This window comes from Arthrobacter sp. lap29, from assembly GCF_032458965.1.
GTDB lineage: Bacteria > Actinomycetota > Actinomycetes > Actinomycetales > Micrococcaceae > Specibacter > Specibacter psychrochitiniphilus.
The window spans coordinates 121,601-134,586 of the sequence record NZ_JAUCEK010000004.1; the positions used below are offsets into that span (position 1 = coordinate 121,601).

At 60.4% G+C, this 12,986-nt stretch carries 13 protein-coding genes and 1 pseudogene; 4 read left to right on the forward strand and 10 right to left on the reverse strand.

Going from position 1 to position 12,986, the window contains the following annotated elements; genetic code table 11:
• Position 1: 1 nt before the first annotated feature.
• Both RY113_RS08220 and RY113_RS08225 read right to left on the reverse strand, forming a co-directional pair.
• Positions 2-472, reverse strand: coding sequence for an NUDIX domain-containing protein (locus RY113_RS08220; RefSeq protein ID WP_110104654.1), 471 nt, complete (start codon positions 470-472; stop codon positions 2-4).
• 137 nt (positions 473-609) lie between these two features.
• Positions 610-1,119, reverse strand: coding sequence for an A24 family peptidase (locus RY113_RS08225; RefSeq protein ID WP_315914196.1), 510 nt, complete (start codon positions 1,117-1,119; stop codon positions 610-612).
• Positions 1,120-1,188: 69 nt separating this feature from the next.
• Between RY113_RS08225 and RY113_RS08230 the strand changes: the two genes are divergently transcribed.
• Positions 1,189-2,046: a hypothetical protein gene (locus RY113_RS08230; RefSeq protein WP_315914197.1), complete on the forward strand. Its 858-nt coding sequence runs from the start codon at positions 1,189-1,191 to the stop codon at positions 2,044-2,046.
• 1 nt (position 2,047) lies between these two features.
• On the opposite strand, the pseudogene RY113_RS08235 reads toward RY113_RS08230, so the two are convergent.
• From RY113_RS08235 to RY113_RS08245, 3 genes and pseudogenes are all read right to left on the reverse strand, one after another.
• A pseudogene (locus tag RY113_RS08235) lies at positions 2,048-3,025 on the reverse strand (PhoH family protein).
• A 36-nt stretch (positions 3,026-3,061) separates the two neighbouring features.
• Complete coding sequence (locus RY113_RS08240) at positions 3,062-3,736, reverse strand: YoaK family protein (RefSeq protein ID WP_110104657.1); 675 nt, start codon at positions 3,734-3,736, stop codon at positions 3,062-3,064.
• Positions 3,737-3,747: 11 nt separating this feature from the next.
• Positions 3,748-4,509: an isoprenyl transferase gene (locus RY113_RS08245; RefSeq protein WP_110104932.1), complete on the reverse strand. Its 762-nt coding sequence runs from the start codon at positions 4,507-4,509 to the stop codon at positions 3,748-3,750.
• A gap of 177 nt (positions 4,510-4,686) precedes the next feature.
• Between RY113_RS08245 and RY113_RS08250 the strand changes: the two genes are divergently transcribed.
• Positions 4,687-5,334, forward strand: a complete 648-nt coding sequence (locus tag RY113_RS08250) for a hemolysin III family protein (RefSeq protein ID WP_315914198.1) — start codon at positions 4,687-4,689, stop codon at positions 5,332-5,334.
• Between the two features lie 132 nt (positions 5,335-5,466).
• On the opposite strand, the gene RY113_RS08255 is transcribed toward RY113_RS08250, so the two are convergent.
• Genes RY113_RS08255 through mca form a run of 3 tightly spaced genes read right to left on the reverse strand, consistent with a single transcriptional unit; the run spans position 5,467 to position 8,979 of the window.
• Positions 5,467-7,608, reverse strand: a complete 2,142-nt coding sequence (locus RY113_RS08255; protein ID WP_315914199.1) for a thioredoxin domain-containing protein — start codon at positions 7,606-7,608, stop codon at positions 5,467-5,469.
• A gap of 9 nt (positions 7,609-7,617) precedes the next feature.
• Positions 7,618-8,025: a hypothetical protein gene (locus tag RY113_RS08260; protein WP_315914200.1), complete on the reverse strand. Its 408-nt coding sequence runs from the start codon at positions 8,023-8,025 to the stop codon at positions 7,618-7,620.
• A 57-nt stretch (positions 8,026-8,082) separates the two neighbouring features.
• On the reverse strand, positions 8,083-8,979 hold the full coding sequence (gene mca / locus RY113_RS08265; RefSeq protein WP_315914369.1) for a mycothiol conjugate amidase Mca: 897 nt from the start codon (positions 8,977-8,979) through the stop codon (positions 8,083-8,085).
• A gap of 151 nt (positions 8,980-9,130) precedes the next feature.
• On the opposite strand from mca, the gene RY113_RS08270 reads away from it, so the two are divergent.
• Entirely contained in the window at positions 9,131-9,562 is a 432-nt protein-coding gene (locus RY113_RS08270; protein ID WP_170120869.1) for a DUF4307 domain-containing protein, read from the forward strand.
• 197 nt (positions 9,563-9,759) lie between these two features.
• Positions 9,760-10,251 carry a transcription elongation factor GreA gene (gene greA, locus RY113_RS08275; RefSeq protein ID WP_110104662.1) on the forward strand — a complete coding sequence of 164 codons (492 nt, stop codon included), beginning with the start codon at positions 9,760-9,762 and terminating at the stop codon, positions 10,249-10,251.
• A 126-nt stretch (positions 10,252-10,377) separates the two neighbouring features.
• Here greA and ilvA read toward each other — a convergent pair whose 3' ends face one another.
• Together ilvA and RY113_RS08285 are read right to left on the reverse strand one after the other, a co-directional pair.
• The gene (ilvA, locus tag RY113_RS08280; protein ID WP_110104663.1) at positions 10,378-11,616 is read right to left on the reverse strand and encodes a threonine ammonia-lyase; all 1,239 of its coding nucleotides are present in this window, start codon (positions 11,614-11,616) and stop codon (positions 10,378-10,380) included.
• Positions 11,617-11,722: 106 nt separating this feature from the next.
• Positions 11,723-12,946 (reverse strand): AI-2E family transporter, encoded by a 1,224-nt coding sequence (locus tag RY113_RS08285; RefSeq protein WP_315914201.1) that lies wholly within the window; start codon positions 12,944-12,946, stop codon positions 11,723-11,725.
• Positions 12,947-12,986: the final 40 nt, after the last annotated feature.

Here is a 12,986-nt window from a genome sequence, read left to right on the forward strand (position 1 = left end):
GCTAGCGCTGGAAGTGAGGTTCGCCATTGAAGGCGAGCGCCCGGTGAATACAGTCCAGATGGCCGGGGCGCAGGGGTGGGAGTGCGTCCAGGGCGAACCAGCCTACGGCGAGGGATTCGTCGTCATTGACGCAGGCCGTTCCGCTTACGTAGCGGGCAATAAACTCGATGTTCAGGAAATCACAGACATCGCCGTTGGGGAAAGTGACCGGCCCCACGGCCGCCACCCCCAGCAGGTGCTCAATCCGGGCACTCACACCGGTCTCCTCCAGTATTTCGCGCAGCATGCCGGGGCCCGGCTCCTCCCCCGGCTCCAAGATACCGGTAATGAGCGCCCAGCCACCGGTATCAGCCCTCTCGCCCAACAGCACCTGGCCGGCGTCGTCAAAAACTACGGCGCGCACCCCCGGGAGCCAGAGCGGATCATGGCCGATCTTTTCGCGGAGCTTGAGAATGAATTCCGGTGATCCCATGCGCCCAGCCTATCCCCAGGGGATGACACCGCTGAGGCAGCGGCACCTTCCATCTGGTGGCGGCTGACTCCGGAGACGGCCGCCCTGCGGGTGTGATCACCCCAAATGAGAGGACCGCTAACTGTGGCGGCGTGCGCTCAGGCAGGGAGCAGCAGCATGGTGGCCAGTGTGCCAGCGATCATGGAGGGGGCAAAGGGTATTGCCGTTTTGGCCGTGCCCTTGCGGCTCACAATCAGCAGCATGCCCCAAAGACCGCCGGCAACAAATCCAGCGGCAATCCCGAAAACAACATGTTGCCAACTCAGAAATCCCAGAAACAGGCCCAACACTCCTGCCAGTTTCACATCCCCAAAACCCATCCCGGCCGGATAGATCGCCCACAACAACCAATACAGACCAGCCATGGCCAGCGCTCCGCCGGCGGCCCGGAACGCATGCCCTGGTGCCTGAGCAGCTATGGCTGCCGTCAGCAGCAACGCCGCAACAATGGGATAGGCCGGAAGTACATAACGGTTGGGGAGGGTATGGGTGCGGATATCGATAACGCTCAGCACCAGGGCCAGCCACAGCAGATACAGGCTGGCGGCGAGAGCACAGAGCAGCGCCAGGGAGTTTCCTTCCCAGAAATCCAGCAGTCTTGTGACCATAAGCGCGATGCTACGCCATCGCCTCCTGCTGCGGGCCAAAATGGCCAGCCACGGGGCTAAGCTGTGGTTATGAGTGCCCCCACCTTCACTGCCGATGCCTTTCGACATCTTGCCCGCTCCTCCCCGTGGCGCTGGCAGAGCGTGCGCTTTGAACTGCATAGGAAGTTTCCCAGCTCCGCCTACGGTGGCTCCGGAAACTCGTGGGTGCCGCTAGCTGTGGCTGGCGCCGAAGTAAAGACTACTCCCGGCATTGATGAGCGCACGCGCGGGCTGGTCGAAGACAAAGATCCCACGTTGTCCATAAATTGCTGGGTGCGCCGTCCCGGAGCGTTGCGGGTAGAGACGTTGGAGGGGAAGTTGTTGGCCAGCACCACCAAGATCAACGAATCACGGGACTCCCTCTTTATCAGCGGAAACCGCAAACCGTGGCTGCTGCAGCCCTCACTGGTCAATCCAGTCAAAGATAGCCAAGGATTCGTGGTGCGCCGCCCCGAGGCTCGCTACGGCGAACCCGCCTATGGCTCCGGCCGGGCCGCTGCAGCCCTCGATCCGGTGGAACTGACAGGGGAACGCCCTGTTCCGTTGGAAGCACCCTTCGCCAATGTGGCTGAAATTGCGGACATCGCCGTGGTAACTCACCACGGCAGGGACGCCGTGGAAGCGGTGCTCACACCTAATTCCAGTTACCGTCCGCTCTTTGCTGACGCGCCGCTGCTGTTTCCGGGCCGCACAGCCGTCCGCATCGATCTGGAGACGGGGATTTGTGTGGCCTCCCAGTCACTCGATGGCGACAGTGCCGGGGCAGGGCACTGGATGGTGCTTCTGGGTATTGATGAGTACATGCTCGATGACCTTTTTGAAGAGGTCAGCATGGGCTTGACCGATGTCCGGGCCCACATCCCGTGGGAACTGGGCCCGGATCAGTAGCCTAGATCTCTGCCCGTTCCAGCAACTCCGTCACGAGCGCCGCAATAGGCGAGCGTTCGCTCCTAGTGAGTGTCACATGGCCAAATAGTGGATGCCCCTTGAGTGTTTCCACTACCGCCACCACGCCGTCGTGTCTGCCCACCCGCAAGTTATCCCGCTGAGCGACGTCGTGGGTGAGGACAATCTTGGATCGCTGGCCTATCCGGCTCATGACGGTCAGCAGCACATTTTTCTCCAATGACTGAGCCTCATCCACAATGACAAAGGAATCGTGGAGGGAGCGGCCTGCGCCCACGGGTTCATTTTCTCACTTTCGGAGCCCGGCAGATACCCCAGTTCCTGCCCTCCCACGGCGTATAGTGGCCGGAACACCACTACTTTGCGGTGCTCGTTCCGCATCTAACACTGCTTCCAGCCCCGCGCACAAGGCCAGGGCGCTCTTGCCGGTTCCGGCCCGCCCACCCAAAGAGACAATCCCCACCTCAGGATCCAACAGTAGGTCCAAGGCCAAGCGCTGCTCAGCGGAGCGGCCGTGCATATCTACGGTTGCTTGAAAGAATCAGGGAAGTGTTCACCGGTTGCACGTCAGCTTCGGGGATGGAGACGCCTTCATGGTTGTAAAGGCTCTGAATCTCAGCGTCCGTGGCCTGCACCTCTGCCACCCCAGTCCATCCCGAATCTGCCACGAGTTCATTGCGGTACTCCAGCCGCAGTGCCCTAGAGCAATGGTTGTGGCGAAGCCGCCATGAGCTGCGCCCAACTCATCCAAGAGCCGCAGTGCTGTGCGGGCAAAGTAGCCCAACTCGGGGTCGTGGCGCTTGCGTTCCAACTCGGCGACCACCACAATCGGCACCACCACCTGGTGCTCGGCGAAACGTGTCACCGCCCGTGGGTCCGAGAGTAAAACGGAGGTGTCAATAACGTACGTACGCAAGGCGGCCGTTGTGTGCCGGCGCTGGGATTGCTGTTCAAGGTTCATGGTTTCAACCACGTCTGCTCCAACCCTCCGGAGGGTCTAAGAACCTCCGGAAACCTCAGGGGCTCCTGGTGAGTGCCAGCTAATCCTGCCGTTGATCAGAACCGCCAGAACCAGGACGGCCACGGCAATCCACAAGGCGTTCAGATTAAGCGTCAGGTAGGCAAAGCCGCCGATGATGGAGCCTGCCGTCAGCGAGAGCCAGAGCAGGCCATAGCGCAGCCACAGCCACCGTTGCCCCCCGGTCAGTGCTGTGGCCAGATGCTGACCCATTTTCACCAACGTGCCTGTCATATAGGTCAGACCGATGCTGACCTCGCCGTCGCGCTCAAAAATGACGTTTTCAGCGCCCATGGCCAGCGCCATGATGGCCGGGGCAAGCCATCCCCCCAGCCCCAGATCAAAAAGTACGACGGCGCAGACCAGTGCCGCACTCACGTACAGCAGCACCGCCATCCGTTTACGGGACGGGACCATCCGGCGCAGGATCGAGGCACTCACCACCCCTATGAGAAACGCGGCCACCAGCCCGAAGGCGAGGGTGAAGCCCAGCCAGTTACCTTGGGCCAGTGCCGTGCCACCCCGTGTGGAGTTTCCGCTCATGAAGGAGACAAAGTAGCCGCCCAAATGAATGAATCCCACGGCATCAACAAATCCTGCGGCGCTGGAAAGGACGGCGGCAAGGAGTATCTCGGAGCGGTGATGGCTCTGCACTGCGCGCTGGCCTAGCTGCCGAAGCGCCGGCTGCGGCCCGCGTAGTCGCGCAGCGCGCGGAGGAAATCGATCTTGCGGAAGGCCGGCCAGAGCGCTTCGCAGAAGTAGAACTCGCTATAGGCGCTCTGCCACATGAGGAACCCGGAGAGGCGCTGCTCCCCCGAGGTACGGATCACCAGATCAGGATCGGGTTGGCCGCGGGTATAGAGAAATTTGGAGATGTCATCAACACTCAGAGAGTTGGCAACCTCCGCCATGGTGCGCCCCGCGGAGTCCGCGTCATGGAGGAGTTCCCGGACGGCGTCAATAATTTCACGCCGGCCACCATAGCCAATAGCCATGTTGACGTGGATGCGTTCCTGCGCCGGGACCCGTTCAGTCAGTGTGGAGAGCCGGGCGGCCAAATATTCGGGCAGTAGTTCCGGGGCGCCCATGGCGTGAACGCTAATGTCAGCGTCGGCGTCGAGTACATCCAGGGTGTTGGCGATGATGGCCATGAGCTCATCCAGCTCTTCGGGCGAGCGGCTCATATTGTCGGTGGAAAGCATATAGAGCGTGACCACCTTGATGCCGAGGTCCTGGCACCAGCCCAAAAATTCCAGAATCTTATCCGCACCGGCCTGGTGACCCTGGCTGGTGGGGGCATTGAACTGTTTGGCCCAGCGGCGGTTGCCATCGACCATGACGCCAATGTGCCCGGGCACGCTGTCCAGATCAAGAGATCTTGCCAAGCGCCGTTCATAGAAGTTGTAGAGAATCTTTGGCATCCGCATGGACGCGGTGGACAACCGCATGAGAATGCACCGGACCTTTGCGAATGATGGCCCTGCGGCCGTACGAATCTTGCTAGATCTAGATTACCCGCACGCACCGGGGAATCCTGCCAAGAAAAAGCAAAATACTTGTTACTCACCGGTAGCCCTATGGGTGCGCGGGATATGATTTTTGCCATGAGCACTCTTTCAAACACGGAACACAAGCCCTCTTGGCGCGGCTGGCTACATGCTGGAACTGCTCCGTTGGTTCTGGTGGCAGGCACCATTTTGGTGGTACTGGCACCGAGTTCCGAGGCAAAAATCACGTGCGCCATTTATGTATTTACTGGCGTACTGCTTTTTGGCACCAGTGCGCTCTATCACCTTGGCACTTGGTCTCCAAAAGCGAAGGCCACTCTTAAACGGCTCGATCACAGCAACATCATGCTGGTCATTGCCGGCTCCTACACGCCGCTGTCCTACTTGATGCTGCCCCGACCCACCGCCACGCTGTTGTTGTGGATGATTTGGATTGGCGCCATCGCCGGAGTCATCTTCCGTGTGGCCTGGGTGCGCGCCCCACGCTGGCTCTACGTCCCGATCTACGTGCTCTTGGGCATCACAGCCCTGTTTTTTCTCCCCGAATTCTGGGCAGCAGGGGTAGTACCCACGCTGCTAATTTGCCTGGGCGGGGCCATGTACATTGCCGGCGCCGTCATTTACGGGATCAAGAAGCCCAATTTCAGCCACCTCCACTTTGGCTTCCACGAGTTGTTCCATGCCCTCACTGTGGCAGCCTTCGCCACCCACTTTGTGGCAGTGGTCCTGGTGGTCTTCTCCTAGGCACCATATTCTGGGCACCGTCTTCTGGGCACCGTTACCTACCGGCCGTCTCCCCACAGCCGTCTCCGCAGTGCGCAGACGGCCGTTATTCTGCCTCGGCGCGGTGCGGGCGGCTTACGCGGTGCGGGCGGCTTACAGAAGCTGTTGGAGCTCTTCGGGGCTTTCAACGGGGCGCGCACAGACCATATTCCTGCAAACATCGGCCAGCGGGCTGCTAGCCGCGGTGCGCCCGGCCAGCAGTGGCACTGTTTGCGTGTCAACGCCATCCCCCACAGCAAGGGCCATCCCGGGCGATCCAGATAGCCATGCCTGGCGTATCAGTGCTTCCCGTAGCTCCCCAGGGGCTCCCACGATGGCTAGTTCCAACGGCCCGGCAGCTAGTGCTAGCGCGGCACCGAGCATTCCTCCGGCAGATCGAGGCGCCCGGGCGGCCAGTTCCGGAACTGTTGCCAGCATGCTCTCCGCCATGGCCCGATGCCGTGCGGATCCGGTGTATGCCGACCACGTGGTGAACGCCTCCGCCAGCAACGCCACCCCGCCTGTTGTGGCGTTGTCGAAGGGATCGGCACAACGCGATCCCTGCACCGGATGTCCGGCGGACGCAGCGCCCTGGTTGAACACCACGGAATCTACAATGAATTCCTGCTCCGCCGCCGCCACAAGTTCCCCGGAAAACTCAAACCAGCGGGTATCCCCCGTGGCCGCATACAGTGTCAAAAACCCGTTGGCGCAGGCTGCATAATCCTCCAGTAGCCCCTTGATGCCGCGGGCCACCCCGTCATGGGAAACCCGAGATAGTGTCCCATCCCAGTGGACAGAGTGCAGATATTCTCCCAGTTCCACGGCGGCCACCAGCCACGTGGGTTCCTCAAGTACCATGGCGCCTTCAGCCAGGGCACGCATGAGCATGGCATTCCAGGCCGCCACCACTTTATCGTCCCGGGCTGGCATGATCCGGGTGGCCCGGCGCCGCAGCAGGGCGGGCTTGAGCTGTTGCCATTGCTGTTGCTGGCGCCCAGTCAACGGCGCTCCAGGATGCAGCGGATGGGAATCACCGGCACCGGCGTCCGCGCTAATCCCCATGGCTTGTCCCACGGCAGCTGCCAGGTCCAGCGCGGCAGCTGAATTCTCTTCAATTTCACACGCCGCGTCCTGCAATTCCGTCATGTTCCACTGGTAGCTGGCACCCTCGTGGTGAACGCCCGAAACCACGGTGTCTGCATCCAGGGAGGACGCAAATGCGCCACCTTGCAGGCGCAGTTCCGTCAGGAGCCAGTGCACCGTGGCTGTTGCGGCCTCACGGGCTGCAGCGCCTCCCAGCGGCGCAACGGAAGGCGGGCAGGCTGCAACCCAGGAATTTTGATCTTCCAACGGCTCGCTCTCAAGCAGCCTTATCCACCGCACCAACACCTGCAGCAGCCCGGCATTGTCATACAGCATTTTCTCGTAGTGCGGTTCTGACCAGTCAGCTGTGACGCTGTACCTGGCAAAGCCGCCGCCCAACTGGTCAAACAGCGCCGAATGCACCATGGCGCCCAGTGTCCGCCCCGCCAAACCACGCGCCTGCGCGGCCGTTTGGGTTCCGGAGGCGGCCAATCTGAGCAGGAATTCAAGGCCCGGGGTGGGCGGGAACTTCGGGGCCTGACCCAGCCCGCCGTGACGCAAATCTTCGGCCGCAGCCATGGCCGCCAACGCTTTTTCGCCCGGCCCCAGCCAGTCCGGGCCCTGCCCTGTGGGAAGTTCCACGGCGTCCCGCACGTTTGTGTTCACCTGCCACAGCGGCTGGGCGAGGGTTTCGGCCAGGGACTGTGCTGTTTCTTCCACCTGGTCACGGCGCATTCGCCAGGCCTCTTCCACCGCTTCCAAAACCTGGGCAAAAGAGGGCTGACCACTGACGGGTTGGGGCGGGAAGTAGGTGCCGGCGTAGAAGGCTTTGCCCTCCGGGGTGAGGAAAACGCTCATGGGCCAGCCACCTTGGCCACTCAGTGCCTGGGTGGCGGCCATGTAGGTATCATCCACGTCGGGGCGTTCCTCACGGTCCACCTTGATGGAGACAAAATGCTGGTTCAGGTAGACGCCAATGGCGGGGTCTTCAAAGGACTCCCCCGCCATGACATGACACCAATGGCACGCGGCATAGCCCACTGAAAGAAAAATGGGTACATCACGTGCCACTGCTTCGGCAAAGGCAGCCTCGTCAAAAGGCTGCCAGGCCACTGGATTATGAGCATGCTGGCGAAGGTAAGCGCTAGGTTCACCCGCCAGCCTGTTCATAAGATCCGGCTACTTCTCGCCCGGGCCGGGGGTGTGCACGGGCCGCGGTGCGCCGCCGTCGTTCTCCTGCGTGGCATTCTCAGGAACAGAATTCTCGGGTGCACTCGCTTCGGGCACACTGTCCTTGAAGGCGTTCTGGTAGCTGGCCTTTAACATGTCAGACTCGGACATGATGGGGATGCCCAGGTACTCACTGGGGACTCCCGAGCGTTCTTCCTCCACCAGTGCACGGTAACGGACGCGGCGAACGCGTTTGACCATGTCACGGATCAAGAAAAACATGATCACCACAATGCTGAAGGTCATGACAAAGCCCAGCAGTCCCGGCGTGATTTGATCTTCGGTCAGGCCAGGGCGCAGGCCCGGCTGCGTAGGGATGGCAGGGTCAGTGTTGGCGAGCAAAATCAGTGTAAGCACAATCCGTCTTTCGTTTCATCCCCGGTGGCCAAGGTGTCAGCGGGAAACGTCCACTATCTATCGTAAGCCAGCAAAGAGGTCGTTCTCCGGCATAGTGGTTGGAACGCGGGATTCAATGAGTGAATAATCCTCCCACGGCCAGACTTTGCGTTGCATGGCCGGGCTGACGGCGAAGAAAAAGCCTTCGGGGTCCACTTGGGTGGCATGGGCACGCAAGGCGTTGTCACGGCTTTCGAAGTAGTCACCGCAGTCAATCTGTGTGGTGGTGGGGTGTTTACTGGCAGGCGGGGTATGCCCCTCAGTATCCGCTTCTAGCCAGGACGCGATCCGTTCAGCGTAGGGCGAGGCAAGGCCCGCCTCCTCCAGTGCGTAATGCAGTGAACGGAAACGCTGCGGGTTGAATGCCAGATCATAGTACAGCTTTGACGGTTCCCAGGCTGGCCCAGTCCCGGGGTACAGGGCAGGATCACCGGCGGCGTTGAAGGCCTCCACGGTTACCTTGTGCGCCATGATGTGGTCCGGGTGGGGGTAGCCACCGTTTTCATCGTAGGAGACAATCACATGCGGCCTAAAGCGACGGACCAGCCGGACCAGCGGGGCAGCGGCAATCTCCAGTGGTTTCAAGGCAAAGCAGTTGGCGGGCAGTTCCGGCAACGGTTCACCTTCGGGCAGCCCGGAATCGGCAAAGCCCAGCCATTGGTGTTTGACGCCAAGAATTTTTGCGGCCCGGGCCATCTCCATCCGGCGTGCCCCTCCCATGTCACGGGCAGAGTGCGGATCATCCTTCAGTGCCGGGTTTTGGATGTCACCACGTTCCCCGCCCGTGCAGGTGGCCACCATGACCTCAACGCCGGAGGCTACGTAGGAGGCCATCATGGCCGCGCCCTTGCTGGCTTCATCATCCGGGTGGGCATGAACGGCCAAAAGTCGTAGTGTCCCCACTTGTTCATTCATCTTGCTACTCACGTAAAAACTTCCTTCGATTCTTCGCTCACACAGGGACAACACGCGGTGGCAGAAAGAACGCTAAACTTGTCTTGGTCCAGCGCTCCATCTCTTGGGGCGGCCGGCCGCGGCAATCGCGGAACAGACACAAGTGGATGCAGTGACAAATTCTGATTCTTCAGCAGCTACCAGCCTAGCCAATCGTTACGGGACACCCAAGCGTAAGGTGTCCAAGAAAACACAAAAAATCATCATTGTTGTTGCGGCCGTGCTCGCCCTGACATGGATTTTGTGGGTCACCATTGGCGGCAACGCCGGGATCAGCAATAAAGATCTCAGCTACCATGTGGTGGATTCAACCTTGACCACTGTGGACTTCGCTGTCTCTAAAGATCGCGACGCTACAGCACAGTGCGCCATCAAGGCCATGGATGACACCTACGCCGTGGTGGGCTGGAAAGTGCTCACCATAGGACCCAACAGTAAGGACACCGGCTCCGAAAACGGCCGCACCACAATTGTCCGTGCGCAGCTACGCACTGACACTTTGGCCGTCACGGGCCTGGTGGAAAATTGCTGGATAGTGAAGTAGAAGTCACATCCCCCGCGTCAATTCTTGGGTTTATCCGCCTTATTGACTAAACTAGCTCTTATTACCATCTGCCCCGCTTGGTTGATCCCAAATTTTTACGGCGTATGGATTGCGCAACAACTGTGTTGCACAGGCATAAACGTTCAAGGGATCGGCACCGGCGGGGCCTTTGCTTTTGTACATTCAAGGAGAACTACGTGCCTACGACCCACAGTGCGCCTTCAGCATGGCTGACGCAGGAAGCCTTCGACCGCCTCCAGGCTGAACTTACCCGGCTATCTGGCCCCGGCCGCGCGGAAATTGTCAGCAAAATTGAGCAGGCCCGCCAAGAAGGGGACCTGAAGGAAAACGGCGGCTACCACGCTGCCAAGGACGAGCAGGGCAAGATCGAAGCCCGCATCCGTCAGCTCAGTGAGATGCTGCGCAATGCCCGCGTTGGCGAAGCTCCGGCTGATGATGGAGTTGTGGAGCAGGGCATGGTGGTGGTTGCCACCATCGCAGGGGACAAGACCACGTTCCTGCTCGGCAGCCGCGAAGTTGGCGCTGGCGATCTGGAAGTCTTCAGCGAGCGTTCTGCCCTCGGCGAAGCCATCATGGGTAAGCAGATTGGTGACAAGCTCAGCTACCTGGCCCCCAATGGCCGTGAGATTGCCGTGGAGATCATCTCCGCCAAGCCCTATGTAAGCTAAGGCTTCCCAGCACTAAAAATTGACCCGCAGCACACACCGAATCCGGCGTCTGCTGCGGGTCATTTTTCTGGGCTCTTGCTCACAGGGCACAAGAGCCCAGAACACTGGGGTTTAGTGAACTGGGGTTTAGTGCACCACGATGGGTTGGAAGCCTTCGGCACGCAAAGCGGTCAGGACCAGTTCACAGTGCTCATGGCCCTTGGTTTCTAGGTTGACGGTGATAGAAACATCTCCCATGGAGATGGAACCGCCCACGCGCGTGTGGTCCAAGCCTGTGACATTGGCATCATTTTCGGCAATGATCCGCGAAATGGTGGCGAGTGAACCCGGGCGGTCGTTGAGCATCATGCGTACCGTCATGAACCGCCCTGCCGCGGCGAGACCGCGCTGGATGACCTTGAGCATGAGCATGGGGTCAATGTTGCCCCCTGAAAGGACCACCACCGTGGTGCCCGGGTTTTCGATCTTGCCTTCCATCAGGGCTGCAACACCCACGGCACCCGCGGGCTCCACCACCATTTTGGAGCGTTCCAGCAAGAAGATCAGGGCCCGTGCCAGGGAGTCTTCGCTGACGGTGATGACGTCATCTACTAGTTCCCGGATGATGGAGAACGGCAGCTGACCGGGACGTCCCACGGCAATACCGTCAGCCATGGTGGAAACCTTCTTCAGCGGCACCAGGGCGTCAGCGGCTAGCGAGGGCGGGTAGGCTGCGGCGTTTTCGGCCTGCACACCAATGATCCGGATCTCCCGGCCCAGCTCTTTGGCACGCGCCTTGACGGCCACTGACACACCGGCCAACAACCCGCCGCCACCAACACCCATGATGATGGTGTCCACATTGGGCACCTGATCCAGAATTTCCAGGCCAATGGTGCCTTGTCCGGAGACCACGTCCACATTGTTGAACGGGTGCACAAAGACGGCCCCGGTCTCATTGGCGTAGCGCTCAGCCTCGGCCAGGGATTCATCCACGTTGTAGCCGTGCAGCACCACTTCGGCGCCGTGGCCGCGAGTGGCGGCCAGCTTGGGCAGGGCCACGCCCAGGGGCATGTAAACGCGGGCCTTGATGCCCAGCGCCTTGGCCGCCACAGCCACCCCCTGTGCATGGTTACCGGCCGATGCCGCAACCACGCCACGGGCACGTTCCTCTGCGGAGAGCTTCGCCATGCGCACATACGCCCCGCGCACCTTGAACGATCCGGCCCGCTGCAAATTCTCACACTTGAAAAACACCTCAGAGCCCGTCATTCGCCCCAGCGCACGCGAGCTCTCGATCGGTGTCAGGGCAATAATCTCCGCCAACAACTCCCGTGCCTCTTCTACATCTGCAAGGGTGACGGGGAGCTTGCTGCTTGCGTTCACGGTAGTTTTCTCTTTCTCTGCGAAATGGTGGTGGAGCAATTTCACTGCCTGTGACGGCGGGGAAATCTTGAAGGGTTCGTGTTGATGTTCCGCTCCGGACCCCGGGTCAGTCTCGTGATTCACCCTCAGGGAAAGCCGGGGAGGCAGCGGTGGCCGGGGTGGGCTCGGGCGGCCCGGCGGTGGGCTCACCGCCGTCGGGCACTAATTGCGGGATCCCATACTTTTGGCCAATCTCTACATCATGCTCCCAGCCTCGGTTGGCAATGTAGCGGATAAAGGAGTTAGCCACGGCCAGTAGGGGAACCGCGAACAAGGCACCCAGGATGCCGGCAACGCCGGAGCCAGCCGCCACGGCCAGGATCACGGCTACGGGGTGCAAGGACACTGCTCGGCCCATGATGAAAGGCTGCAGCAGATGGCTTTCCAGTTGCTGGACGAGCAAGACGATGCCGAGCATGATCAGGGCGTTGACCCAGCCGTTAGCCACCAGCGCCAGCAGCACAGCAACAGCACCGGTGACGAGCGCACCAACTACGGGGATGAAGGAGCCAACAAAGACCAGTACGCCCAACGGCAGTGCCAAGGGGACCTGAATGATCGCAGCACCGGCACCGATGCCTACGGCGTCCACGGCGGCCACCAATATCTGAACGCGGGCATAATTGCCCAGCGACGTCCAGCCGCGACGGGCGGCGCCGTCCACGGCGGGCCGTGCACGGCGCGGGAAGAACTTCACCACAAACGCCCAAATATCCTGCCCTTCAAGGAGGAAGAACAGCAGAATGAACAGGGTCAGCAACAGCCCCACGGAGAAGTGAGTCAGGCTACTGCCCACACCCAAGGCGCCAGAAAGGATCGCGTTGGAGTTATTCTGCAAGCTTGCCAGGGCATCGTTGAGATACTCCGTCATTTGATCGTTGCTAAGGCCCAGCGGACCGGAGTTGAGCCACTCCTGAATCTGGATCAAACCCTTAATGGCTTGCTGGCTCAGGTCACTAAAGCCCACCACCACTTGCCGACCCACTAGGAACAGCGCACCCAAAACCAGAACTACCAGACCCACCTCGGCAATGGCCACGCTGAGTCCTTGGGGGACACCAATTTGCTTGAGTTTTTTCACCAGCGGGCGCAGCAATGATGCCAAGATTGTGGCGATCATAATGGGCACGAGCAAGATCGAAACCTGGCTCAATAGCCAGATCAGCATGGCTGAAACTATGAGGACAACGGCCATCCGCCAGGACCAGGCAGCGGCCACGCGCATGCCCACCGGGACCATAGAGGTTTCATTCTGGAGAGTGCGCTCATCGTGCTGCTTTGGGGGCGTCATAATGTAATACTTCCCTATAGCGCAAAAATTGTTAAAACGG